The organism is Pseudorhodobacter aquimaris (assembly GCF_001202025.1).
In the GTDB taxonomy this organism is placed as follows: domain Bacteria; phylum Pseudomonadota; class Alphaproteobacteria; order Rhodobacterales; family Rhodobacteraceae; genus Pseudorhodobacter; species Pseudorhodobacter aquimaris.
Map to the genome: position 1 here is coordinate 100,730 of NZ_LGHS01000014.1, position 12,484 is coordinate 113,213.

Genomic DNA, 12,484 nt, shown 5'->3' on the forward strand with positions numbered 1-12,484 from the left:
AAGGCTCACTCCATGCCGTAGCTTGCAGCGTCCAATTTTGAGAAAACCTCGGTCCAGAGCAGCTCTGTCATGGCGTCTTTGTCGTCATAGACATCAGCCGTCAGACCTTTCCACTTTTCGATCAGACCAGCGATGGTGTCGTATTTTGCATCGACATTTTGCAGCCCGTAATCGTCTTGGAAACTCTTGCGGATGACATCGGCATCAGCCGCAACAAAGGCCTCGGTTGCCTTGAGCATCTCTTCTGGGGGCGCGATGATTTCGGTGCCCATTCCTTTTGCTTTTTCAATGTCCTGCGCCGCGGCAAGGTAATAGTTCACCGTGATCGCCGCCGAGTTGAACGCCGAAAGCCGGATCAGGGACGTGCGTTGTTCGGGTGACAGCCCGCGCCAGGTATCAAGGTTCACATTCATCGAGCCCACACCCGCAAAGCTGCCACCCGGCAGGCCAAGCGTGATGTATTTGGTGACATCGAAAAGTTGCAGGTTGCCCAGTTCGGGCGCCGAAATCATGGTGCAGTCGACCACACCTTGCGACATCGCCTCATAGATATCATTCGCGGGTAAGGATACTTTGGTGCCGCCGAAACTTTCCGCCCAACGGCCCATCGCATCCATGGAGGACCGCATCTTTTTGCCCTTGATATCAGCGATGCTGCGGATCGGGGTGGTGCAAAGCTGCACATATTCCGGCGTGCCAATCGCCCCGAGGAAGATCTGGTTCTGCGCCGTATATTGTTGCTGACATTCGTCACAATGCAACATGATGTATTCGCTCATCGCACCGGCCATAACCGCGCCCGAGGATTTTGCCGGTGTGCCAACCGTTGCCAGCATCGACATATTGGCAGGCAGGTTGGTTTCCGAAAACTCGGCCGGGTAATAGGGCGTGATGATATAGCCCGCATCGGCCATCCCGTCGCGCACCCCCGGGGGTGTTTCCTTTAGGTCGAGCAATGACAGCTCATAGACTTTCAACTCCAGATCGGTCTCGGCCTTGAGGCGTTCGTTGAACTCGGCAACCCCGTCCGTCGCGGCCCCGCCGGGGGGGAAGCCGATGGCATAACGCAGGGTTTCTGCATGTGCGGTGATGCCGGATACAACGGTGCAAAGCATCGTCGTCGCAAAGGCCAGTGTTTTATAATTTTTCATGATTGCTCCTCCTGTTTGATGGACCAGCGGCCCGAGCGGGCCGCCGTCATTAGCTTTTTGCCAAAATAGCCCGGCCAATAACCTTGCCGCCCTCCAGCATATTCAGCACGTCATCTGCATCGGTCAGGGGATAGATCTTGGTCGGAATCGGGGTGATCGCGCCGGTGCGGGCGATCTCCATCAGTTCCCGAAAATCGGTCAGCGAGCCGGTATAGCTGCCCTGAACAGTGACCGATTTCAGCGCCAGCATCGGAAGCGCCCAAGGGGCTGCGCCGCCAAAAAGACCGACAATTATGATGGTTCCGCCCTTGCCCACCACATCCATCGCAAATTCGGCAGTTTTTTCCGCCCCGACAAAATCAATCACCGCCATCGGGGTGCCGCCACAGGCCTTTTGCACTTGCTGCAAGGCATCCGCATCGGTTGGGTCAACGGCGGCAACCGCCCCTGCGGCCAAAGCGGCCTCGCGCTTGTCTGCGGCGATATCGACCACGACCGGCATTTTCATGTTCTGCGCCTTGAGCAGCTCCAGACACATCAGCCCCAAACCCCCGCCGCCGATCAGCACCGGCGTATGGGTGCTTGCCGTCGCCGCGATCTTTTTCAGCGCGGCATAGGTTGTAAGCCCCGAACAGGCCAAAGGTGCCGCGATTTCAGGCGCAATAGTGCCCGCATCCACCAGATAGCGCGGATGCGCCACCCGCACGTGGCTGGCATAGCCGCCATCGCGGTGGATCCCCAGAAACCTAGGATTGGAGCAAAGCTGTTCGGCGCCGGTTTTACAGACATCACAGCTGCCGCACCCGCTCCATGGATAGACCACATAGGTCTTGGCGTTATCAATCGGCTGGCCATCCGCCCCCACTGCATCCGGCCCTACGGCCGCAACAACACCGGCCACCTCATGCCCCGCAACCATCGGCAATTTCATCCCGCGTTCGGCATAGCTGAGTCGACGCCCGTGGCCCAGATCAAAGCCGCCCTCACGGATATGCAGGTCGGTGTGGCAAACGCCCGCCGCCGTGACGCGGATGATAACTTCGGTTCCTTGCGGGACCATGTCGGGGCGATCTTCGCCATCAAGCGGTTGGCCGAATACACGTAGGCATTGGCAATACATATGTCTCTCCTCCTAGAGTAGTAACTCTTGTGTGGCCAAGGGGTCTGTTGTGGCGCCATGCATCGGCCAACCCCTTCTTGCGCGCCTCTTGGTCTCCTCTCGCGGCAAATGATGGCCCATCTGTTGCGAACCTGATGGAGACACGCGCGTTATCCGGATCGAAATGAAGAATCATTCTTGTGGATAGCCTCCCGAAGTCATTCTGTATAAAAAACACCCTTCTGCAAGAGGAATTTTCGTTGATGGGTAAGCATCCCCCGCTTGCGCAAGCCGAAGCCCCAAGGTCCTGTAATATCGATGATTTTATTCAGGCAGGACCATAGGGCCGCATAAACGGTTTTAACGCCGCCTGATAAAGAAGGCGCAATTTCGGGATATTTGGTGCAGCGGCCCTTGCTCAGCTTGGCTGATTAACGGGCGTCACTGACATCCTGTACGGCGATCCTGGCCATTTCCAGAATGGCCTCACGGGTTGTCGCAACCGCGATAAAGCGCGCGTTATGGCAAAACTTTGCGCCCTTGACGCCGCTTGCCGCTTCAAGTGCCTCGTCCGTCAGACCCGCCCAGGCCGCAGGCAGATCGGCGCGTTGGTCAAACGTATCACCCGACAGCTTGATCCCCCCCAGCGTCCAGTCGTCGCCGCGCGGATGGACCACAAACAGGATATGGTCTGCCTCTGCCTGATCCAGCACCGAGCGATAGGGCATCCCCATTGGCAGCTCCAATATAGGGGATGAGCCGGCCTTGGCGATGGCCTCTTTTACGATACCGACGGCGCGTGCTTTGGCGGCAAGATTGCGGATCTGCGCCTCGACAAACTGTCGGGCAATGGGCAGGGCGGTGAAAAACGCGTCATCATTGGCCGTTGGCAATACGTCGTCAAAGACCGGCTTCAGGCTGCCCAAAAGCGTGGGCAGGGTCAGGATCGACAGTGGGCCCGCCACGGATGGTTCCATCGCGCCATTGTCGAGCAGGTCAATCGGCAAGACGAAATTGGTGTCAAACTTGTGGTGAATCGCCTCAACCTGATCGGCGGGCACGCCCAGCGTCGTCAGATAATCGCGCCCGTAATGCGCCCAGATCAGACCGAAAGAGCTGAAAGGCTGGCCATCTTCGCGCAGGGGACCGGGGCGTTGGTGGTGGTCAAAGATTTGCGCCGCAGGATCATAATCCCCGCCGACGTCATATATAATCCGGTCCGATTGGGGCGAAATCCATTGCCGTTCGCGGCTCCGGCACAAGACGGCCTGCGGAAACAACCGGGTTAGCACAACAGAAGACAGAACCTCATCCGCATGAAAGCCGCCGGAATGTGTGACAAGATGGGTGATGGTCATGGCGCGCTCCAAACGGTCGTGCAGATTGAATTTCGATATGTTTTCCCCCTTGGCGATCTGCAAGGCGGGCAAGGTGTTACGGGCTAATGGTTTTTCCTCGAAAGGCAACCACCGAATTGATAAAGTGAGACAGAGACGGCGCCAGAGAGGCCAAAGAGATGTCAAATGGCGTGGATAACTGCACATTCACGCCGCTGATCCGGACTGGTGGCTGGGTCGCCTGCGCGGGCTGTTCGGTCAGCGGTACGTGTTCCTATTAATTCAAGCGGTCGTTTTTGCACATATTTTTTTGCTGTAAGAGCTCTTCGCTTGAGGTGCCCCACCTGATTGGATGTGTCGAGAGAACCGGGCCTCTTGTTCAGTCCCGGCATTGGAATTTGATTTTCCGGCGGCGTTTGGATAAGCCTGAAAGGGTGGTTTGCAGGCCTATCGGCGTTCCACAGCGCGTCCCCAGAACGTCACACATGCGATTGCCGCCAAAGCAAAGGCAGATTGGCCGAATGCAACAAGGAACAGTTTGATGCGCAAAACGCACCCATTGAAACCGATTGCGGCCCAACGTGCGGGCGCTCGGTCACTTTTTCTAATCGCGCTAGTGTCAATTTCACTGCTTCTGATGTCGGGCATTGGTCACGCCCAGCAAGACGCGCCGCAGCCAACCGTCAGCACCACCGAGAACCGCGTAGAGATTGAACCGCTTGCGAATGATGCAAAAATTGCCAATCGCGTGACAAACATCCTGGAGGCCACGAACTGGTTTACCGCGCTAAATGTGCGCGTTGATGACGGCATCGTTTTTCTGGACGGCCAGACCACAAGCGTGGAGTACAAAGACTGGGCACGGCGGTTGATCACCAGAACGGATGGTGTGGTTGCAGTCGTCAACCAACTGGATGTCGAAGAGATCGTGAACTGGAGCCTGGAGCCCGCCTTCAACGAGCTTAGGCTTCTCGCCGATGATTTCATCCTCGCGGCGCCGCTGATTTTGCTGTCACTGCTCATCCTGCCGCTGGCGTGGTACTTGTCGGGGCTGGTATCGAAACTGATGCACTGGTCGCTGCAAAAGCGGGTCGAGTCTTCGTTTTTGCGCAAAGTGCTGGCGCGATCGGTGGCGTTTCCTGTATTTTTGGTCGGGATTTACGTCGTCTTGCAGGTTGCGGGCCTGACCCAGCTTGCGCTGTCCCTGCTTGGTGGCGCTGGCGTTATGGGCATTGTCATCGGCTTTGCCTTCAGAGATATCGCCGAGAATTTTCTGGCAAGCCTGCTGCTAAGCATCCGCCGGCCATTTCGAAGCGGCGACCTGATTACCGTCGCCGGTGAAACCGGTACCGTTCAAAGTATGAACACCCGAAGTACAGTTTTGATTACGCCAGACGGCAATCATATCCAGATCCCAAACTCGCTGATCTTCAAAAGCATCATCGAGAACCAGACGGCTGCCCCCTATCTTCGTGGCAGTTTCGTAATTGGGATCGGCTATGATGACAGCACCTCCGAAGCGCAAGAAATCCTGACCAGAATACTATCCGAGCATGATGGCGTGTTATCCGATCCCGCGCCAATGGCGTTGATCGATGAGTTGGGTGCATCGACCGTTGATATCAGAGCGTACTACTGGTTCAACGGCCGATCTGTTGCCGCCATCAAATTGCGGTCCTCGTTGCTGCGCCAATGCAAGCGGTCCCTTATGGAATCCGGCATTTCCATGCCCGATGCCGCACGCGAGGTGATCTTTCCTCAGGGCCTGCCGTTGACGCAATTGGATGCCGGGACGGATGCAACACCCGAGCGCAAGAAAATCGAAAAACGCTGGTCGCTGGACACTGCAGAACCCGCCGAAAGCGCAACTGACAAAGATCTGGCCGTAGATGATGAATTGCTGCAAAGACAGTCCACGCCCATTGTCGAAGAAGGCGAAGCCAATCTGCTTAACCGGGGGTGATCCGGCCATCGCCAAGGTGTTTGCGCAGTTTTCTGCCTGTCACCAAAACGCGCCGGAACTGGTTTATGCCTACGGTGTTGTCCTCTTGTAATCGCAACCTAGGAGGACAACATGGACCATACTACACAGACCAGCCTTGTTTCATCGTCAGACGTTAATGGCACCGAGGTTTACGGCCGTGACGGTGTGCACATCGGATCGATCGACCATCTGATGATTGATAAACAGTCGGGCAAAGTGGCCTATGCCGTGATGGGCTTCGGCGGCTTTTTGGGCATGGGCGAAGACCATCAGCCCATCCCATGGGGCAAACTACAATATGACAGGAACCAAAACGGTTTTGTCACCGATCTAACGGAGCAAGAAGTCAAAGGCGCCCCGCCGCGCAATGATAATTGGCATGCTGACCGTGATTGGGAAACGCGTACCCATGAACACTATCGCTTGCCGATGTACTGGGTCTGATTTCCTGTACCAAATACCAGCGGCCCCATCGCGGGGCCGCTTTTAAGGATTGGGCCAAAGTAACCTCGCGCGACAATTCCGCCAAAGCGGTGGTAGTGAAGTTCAGACGGCTGAAGGCAAACTCTATCTCATTTTTGGTGTTGATCGGGTTTGGTATTGAACGGGCCAGAAAATCGTAAGTGCTGTTCCAAGCCCGCCTTCCGGCTGGATCTACAAGCTGCGATTGCAGCTTCCATGGAGATTTGCGTGGGAGGTATCGGAGGCGTCCAAGTCCACACTTCCGTAAGGGCGATGACAACTTGGCCGCAATGATGCAGAACGAGTTGCACAAAGATCCGTTCACGAGGACCGTCTTTGTCTTTCGTGCCAAAAAGGCGGATCAATTAACGCTGCTTTATTGGGAAGGCACCGGGCTGCTGATGGCTTACAAGCGGCTGGAAAGGCATACATTTACATGGCCCGCCGTGGAGGATGGCGTGATGCAGTGCGGATGGCCGCGACCAGTGGCTTAACGCGCCTGCAGCTTTCGTCGAATTCGGGGGTTGACGTCTCGACGCTGGACAAATGGGTCAACAACATCAGCACGAGAATCTGATGTCTGGGCCGCATGAGGATGTTGAGAAGGAAAACACCCGCCTTCGCAAAGAGGTCCGACTTCTGCACGAGACGCGGGAGGTGCTAAAAAACCGTCACGGGCCGCCGCCCGCCTGTGCGCGGTATAAACAACCTGTGCTATCATCGCCCCGGGAGGGCAGTTTCCGATTGCTTATTGGAGGGTTAGACCCCGTTAAAAAACGTGGCACATGGGCTGATGCGCACCTGAGAGTGGTGACGCCGTTTTGGCGGTGATCCCGGTTAGGAAGATGACGGACTTGCATGGCCCACGCCCTTCTTCCAAATTGGAGAAGATGCCATGATGCCGATTGCGACCGGTGGCCACCCGGACCTGAAGATGGTCAACCCGACAGCGGCGGCGATTGATATTGGATCAACCATGCATATGACTGCCGTCAGTCCGGATGCCTGCGACACGCCGGTGAAGTCTTTTGGGACATTCACCCAAGACCTGAATGATCTGGCGGATTGGTTCAAAGCCTGCGGCGTGACCAGCATCGCAATGGAATCAACCGGTGTTTACTGGATCCCGGCTTTTGAGGTGCTGGAAGCCCGCGGCTTTAAGGTGATCTTGGTGAATGCTCGCTATGCCAAGAATGTACCGGGCCGCAAAACTGACGTCAGCGATGCGGGCTGGCTGCGCCAATTGTACTCCTACGGTCTGTTGCGGGGGAGCTTCCGGCCCGAGGCTGAGATTGCCACCCTGAGGGCCTATCTGCGACAGCACGAACGCCTGGTGGAGCATGCGGCCGCCCACATTCAGCACATGCAAAAAGCCCTGATAGAGGTGAACTTGCAGGTCCATCATGTCGTTTCTGACATCAAAGGTGCCACCGGAATGCGGATCATCCGTGCAATCGTTGCGGGCGAACGCGATCCGGACGTGTTGGCATCCTTTCGCAATGTCCGCTGCCACTCGTCCATCGAGGTGATCAAGGCCGCCTTAGTTTGCAATGATAGGGACGAACATATCTTCGCCCTGACCCAGTCACTCGATCTATACGATTTCTATCAGACTAAGATCGAGGAATGTAATCGCAAGTTGGAAGCGGCGGTCGCCGCGCTCACGATCAAGGCCATCTGCGATGTTCCCCCTTTGGCCAAAGCCCGGACCAAACGCAGCCAAGTCAGTGTTCCGTCATTTGACGTCAGGGCTGCGCTGTATGGCGTTCTAGGCACGGACCTGACCCAAATCCATGGCCTTGGTCCCTCGCTTGCCCTGAAGCTGGTCGCCGAATGCGGCACCGACCTGCAGGCGTGGAAAGGCGCAAAGCATTTCACCTCATGGCTCTGTTTCGTACCGGGCAATAGGATATCCGGCGGCAAGTTGTTGTCATCGCGGACCCGGAGATCCTCCAGCCGGGCCGCAGCTCTGTTGCGTCTGGCTGCGGTCACGATTGGCCGGAGCGACACGGCACTTGGTGCATTCTATCGCCGATTGTCTTCGCGTATCGGAAAGCGGAAGGCAGTGACCGCGACGGCCCGCAAGATCGCCGTCCTGTTTTACAATGCCATCCGCTTTGGCATGGCCTGCCAGGATCCAGGTGCGGCAGCTTACGAAGAACGCCACCGCAGCCGTGTTCTCGCAAACCTACACCGGCGTGCCGGATCCCTTGGTTATGCATTCGCACCACTGACAAACAAACCGTTGCGAATGACGCGGCCCACCATCACCAAGGCCTGTGTCAACACGCCCCCACCAGTCACGATGACCTGTTCCGGTCTCGGGATGCGCGGGTTCAGACAATTGCACCCGAGGCTGATATAGATCTTTGTGATGGATGCGAACTTTTTATCAGGAATGCGAGTAAATGATTGAACCCAGACACCAAGATACAACCGTGCCACCGCGCATCACGGGGCCGGCGCATGTCTTTGCGGCAGCGGGATATTCGTGGGGTGGTCTGAAAAAGCTCTGGGGCGAGACAGCATTTCGTCACGAACTTGCGGCTTTTCTGGCCTGTATGGCCCTCTTGGAGTGTGTCGGCGCCTCCGCCGCCCAGCTTTTCATTCTTGTCGGTTTGTTCCTTCTCCTCGTCGCGGTCGAAGCTCTCAACACCGCCATCGAATGCCTGACTGACCACGTATCACCGGAATGGAGCGTTGCTGCCCGCAACGCAAAAGATCTCGGCTCCCTTGCAGTGATGTGCGTTTTGGGAATGGTGGGCCTATATGTGATAGTCGTTGTCGGGTGCATTTGATTGCCACTGAGAACTGACCGGTATTTTCACCCAAAATTGCCCCAACTTTTCTTATACGTCGGGGGCGCGCGCTGATTCCGACTGACCCAAAGCTATATGCACATCTGCCTTACGCCAAAGAACCTGATGACGAGACCGGTTGCACGCGTGACACCGGGTTGATGATCTCGTTGGAGGAGACCAGCATTGATGGCGTCACCTCTGGCGTTTCGGCAATGCGGTTATTGCGATTGGGGAGGGGTCGGGGGCTGCACGCTTTGCCGCCGTCCTTTATGTAAAATCCTACAACGCCGCGACGTGGCTTTGGAATGCCGGATGCTCTTGTCGCCTCTGGACGTTGGGAATGCGGTGGCTTTTATATCGCGTGTGGCACCTTGCAGATCTTAGACGCTATGGGCGCGGGTTTCTGAATCTTACCAACGTTCCGCGTTATACAACACTGACCCAAACCCCAAGCATTTCTGGCCTGGAACAGACCTTCATCCTTGGTAATCCCGTGGATCAAGTTGCGGACTTTTTTGCCGTTCCCTACAAGTGCGTGATACTTGGGTTCGCCGACGCAAAACTGCTAGGGAGGCCAGGAAGCCACCGACTTTAAAGACTTTGGTTTTTGTTATTCCATCATCATCGCTTTATTAATTCTGATACTCATTCTAAGGTGCCATGGAAATTCACTTTATTTAAGGGAGAATGGCCATGTCAGATGATGTCTTAAACAAGGGTAAATGTCCGGTGTCCCACCTGACAACGGCTTTCGGTGCTCCGGTGGTCGACAACCAGAACTCGATGACCGCAGGGAAACGTGGGCCCGTGTTGGTGCAAGATATCTGGCTTAACGAAAAGCTGGCCAATTTCGTGCGCGAAGTCATCCCTGAGCGCCGCATGCATGCCAAAGGGTCCGGTGCGTTCGGCACGTTCACCGTGACCAACGATATCACCCGCTACACACGCGCCAGCATTTTCAGTGAAATCGGCAAAAAGACCGAGATGTTCGCCCGTTTCAGCACCGTGGCAGGTGAACGCGGCGCGGCAGATGCCGAACGGGATATTCGCGGCTTTGCGCTCAAGTTCTATACCGAAGAAGGTAATTGGGACATGGTGGGTAACAACACGCCTGTGTTCTTCATGCGCGATGCCAAGAAATTCCCGGACCTCAACAAGGCCGTCAAACGCGATCCACGAACCAACATGCGTTCCCCGACAAACAACTGGGACTTCTGGACGCTTCTGCCCGAAGCCCTGCATCAGGTCACGGTGGTGATGTCTGATCGCGGCATTCCCAAGAGTTACCGCAACATGCACGGATTCAGCAGCCATACCTATAGCTTCTGGAACGCCGCTGGTGAGCGTTTCTGGGTGAAGTTGCATTTCAGGACCCAGCAGGGCATTGAAAACCTGACCGACGCAGAGGCAGCGTCCGTTGTGGCCGATGACCGCGAAAGCAATCAGCGCGATCTCTTTGATGCGATCGAACGCGGTGATTTTCCGCGCTGGAAGATGTATGTACAAGTGATGCCCGAAGCCGAGGCAGAAACCTATCACGTTCATCCGTTCGACCTGACCAAGGTTTGGTACAAGGAAGATTACCCACTGATCGAAGTCGGAGAATTCGAACTGAACCGCAATCCGGAAAACTATCACGCCGATGTTGAGCAGGCCGCTTTCTCACCGTCCAACCTCGTGCCGGGAATCAGCGTTTCGCCCGACAAGATGCTTCAGACGCGGTTGATCAATTATCCGGACTCTCAGCGCTACCGCCTGGGTGTGAATTACCAGCAGGTGCCGGTCAATGCCGCCAAATGCCCGGTCATGAGCAACCACCGTGATGGCCTTATGCGGGCAGATGACAACTACGGCAGGCTGCCGCACTATCAGCCGAACAGCTTTGGTCAATGGGTCGATCAGCCCCAATACGCAGAGCCGCCACTCAAGATTGACGGAAACGCCGCAATGTTCGACTTCCGTGAGGATGACGACGATTATTACACCCAGCCCCGCAAGCTTTTCCAACTGATGACTCCGGCACAACAACAGGTTCTGTTTGAAAACACCGGGAGAAACATGGGCGATGCTCCGGATTTCATAAAGCAGCGTCACATCGACAACTGTACGCGCTGCGACCGAAACTATGGCGAAGGTGTTGCCAAGGCTTTGGGCATGTCGGCCAAATCGGCCGAGGAACTGTCCCCGAAGCCTGAACTGGCAGAGTGACGCGTCACTGTGGTTTTGGCGGGGCGCGTTATGCGCCCCGGCCGGGACACACCGATAGAAAGCTGGAACATTATCATCGAAGGCATCGTCAGGCGCCTTCGATGGGCGGCAGACACTTTGCCCCACATCTGTAGACCTGCAAAAGACGGCGTTGCGCGCGGCTGGTAAGCCGCGTTTTCAGATCGTCGGGCAGGCTTTCAAACCAGACATGGTGTGCTTTGGGACGGCAAAGCAAATGGCGGGCGTGGATCGAACTTGGTCTTGTCACGCTTACGTTCCGACCCCTCAACTCATTTAGGCAGTCTTTCTTCCAACGGCCAAGGGGCTTTTGCCACTAAGGGATGAATGCCACCTTTGTGGGTTATAGAACCCGTGTGTGGATGCCCCTTTCAATGCAAGAAGTTTTTCAGATTGCTCAGAACATGTGATCAGTGCAGTCGTGTGTCCGGCCTATATATGCAGCTTTCACACGCCGCTGGCCTGTATGGTGTCCGTGGATGGGTCCAAATCGTTGATGCGAGCACAAAGCTCCTGGCTTCTATCTGGTGTTCCCAACCCCGTCTTATGACCGTTGTTCCTTACTCTCCTTCGCCCTTCTCACATTGCCGGTTTACTCCAACGCATGGTGCAAAGCTTATGCAGCCAGCGGTGGAATTCGATCGTTCTCTGTTGTGGTTATTAACGCCCAAACAGTACGGGCAAGCTTGTTTGCCAATGCAGTCGCCACCAGCATACGAGGCTTGCGCGCCAGCATCTTGGCAAGCCATGATCCAGGTGGTGGGCCTTTCCGGGTGGTCCAACGGATGACGGCCATCACGCCAGAGGCGTGCATTCGCACGACGCGCCTGTGATCAGCAACCGCCTTATATCGCGCTGCCCCATTTTTGAGGTTCTACCCAGGATTTGTCGCCCACCGGTCGACTTCTGCCTTGGTACAAGCCCGCGACCCGGGCTGCAAACTCACGCCCATTAGAAAATTCTTCCATTGGTGGCGCAAAGGCCTGAATGGTCGTAGCACACATAGGCCCAACTCCGGGGATCGTCATAAGCCGTGATGGTGCTTCATCTGTTTTTGCGCGGCCTTTGATCTCGTGGTCCAGCGCCATAATCCGTTCGTCAAAAAGAGCGATCTGATCGATGTATGCTTGGCAAAGGCCTAAGATTTCAGTCGGCAGGTCAGGCGCAACTTCATCAAAGCTGGTTATCATGCGTCTAAACTGAACCATCCCTTGAGCGACGACGACACCGTATTCTGCTAAATGACCCCGCAAAGCGTTTACCAACTGGGAGCGTTGGCGGACACATAAATCGCGTGTTCGAAAGACCATGCCCTGCGCCTGTTGTTCTGCGCTTTTAACCGAGACGTAGCGCAGGGTCGGGCGCGATGCCGCCTCCGCGATCGCTTCTGAGGCATTTGCATCGTTCTTTTGACGCTTCACAAA

General features: G+C 55.9%; 11 protein-coding genes. 6 read left to right on the forward strand and 5 right to left on the reverse strand.

Going from position 1 to position 12,484, the window contains the following annotated elements; all coding sequences use genetic code 11:
• Positions 1–5: 5 nt before the first annotated feature.
• The 3 genes from AKU94_RS02600 to AKU94_RS02610 all read right to left on the reverse strand — a co-directional run bounded on the left by AKU94_RS02600 (position 6) and on the right by AKU94_RS02610 (position 3,608).
• Positions 6–1,151, reverse strand: a complete 1,146-nt coding sequence (locus tag AKU94_RS02600) for a C4-dicarboxylate TRAP transporter substrate-binding protein (protein ID WP_050525793.1) — start codon at positions 1,149–1,151, stop codon at positions 6–8.
• A gap of 49 nt (positions 1,152–1,200) precedes the next feature.
• Complete coding sequence (locus tag AKU94_RS02605; protein WP_050525794.1) at positions 1,201–2,271, reverse strand: zinc-binding dehydrogenase; 1,071 nt, start codon at positions 2,269–2,271, stop codon at positions 1,201–1,203.
• Positions 2,272–2,681: 410 nt separating this feature from the next.
• A complete protein-coding gene (locus AKU94_RS02610) occupies positions 2,682–3,608 on the reverse strand; it encodes an MYG1 family protein (protein WP_050525811.1) in 927 nt (308 codons plus the stop codon).
• Between the two features lie 520 nt (positions 3,609–4,128).
• Here AKU94_RS02610 and AKU94_RS02615 point away from each other — a divergent pair.
• The 6 genes from AKU94_RS02615 (at position 4,129) to AKU94_RS02640 (ending at position 11,042) form a co-directional block, all read left to right on the forward strand.
• Positions 4,129–5,550: a mechanosensitive ion channel family protein gene (locus AKU94_RS02615; RefSeq protein WP_232295656.1), complete on the forward strand. Its 1,422-nt coding sequence runs from the start codon at positions 4,129–4,131 to the stop codon at positions 5,548–5,550.
• Positions 5,551–5,661: 111 nt separating this feature from the next.
• Positions 5,662–6,015 (forward strand): PRC-barrel domain-containing protein, encoded by a 354-nt coding sequence (locus AKU94_RS02620; RefSeq protein WP_050525795.1) that lies wholly within the window; start codon positions 5,662–5,664, stop codon positions 6,013–6,015.
• Between the two features lie 179 nt (positions 6,016–6,194).
• Positions 6,195–6,527: an IS66 family insertion sequence element accessory protein TnpB gene (tnpB, locus tag AKU94_RS20775; RefSeq protein WP_408633654.1), complete on the forward strand. Its 333-nt coding sequence runs from the start codon at positions 6,195–6,197 to the stop codon at positions 6,525–6,527.
• Between the two features lie 401 nt (positions 6,528–6,928).
• Positions 6,929–8,398: an IS110 family RNA-guided transposase gene (locus AKU94_RS02630; RefSeq protein WP_456300031.1), complete on the forward strand. Its 1,470-nt coding sequence runs from the start codon at positions 6,929–6,931 to the stop codon at positions 8,396–8,398.
• A gap of 43 nt (positions 8,399–8,441) precedes the next feature.
• On the forward strand, positions 8,442–8,831 hold the full coding sequence (locus AKU94_RS02635; protein ID WP_050525796.1) for a diacylglycerol kinase: 390 nt from the start codon (positions 8,442–8,444) through the stop codon (positions 8,829–8,831).
• A 696-nt stretch (positions 8,832–9,527) separates the two neighbouring features.
• Positions 9,528–11,042 carry a catalase gene (locus tag AKU94_RS02640; protein WP_050525797.1) on the forward strand — a complete coding sequence of 505 codons (1,515 nt, stop codon included), beginning with the start codon at positions 9,528–9,530 and terminating at the stop codon, positions 11,040–11,042.
• A gap of 813 nt (positions 11,043–11,855) precedes the next feature.
• Here AKU94_RS02640 and AKU94_RS20780 read toward each other — a convergent pair.
• Together AKU94_RS20780 and AKU94_RS02645 are read right to left on the reverse strand one after the other, a co-directional pair.
• Entirely contained in the window at positions 11,856–11,945 is a 90-nt protein-coding gene (locus AKU94_RS20780) for a hypothetical protein (RefSeq protein WP_408633655.1), read from the reverse strand.
• A partial coding sequence (locus AKU94_RS02645; RefSeq protein ID WP_157056368.1) for an IS110 family transposase occupies positions 11,906–12,484 on the reverse strand: 579 nt, incomplete at its 5' end. The genes AKU94_RS20780 and AKU94_RS02645, both read right to left, overlap by 40 nt.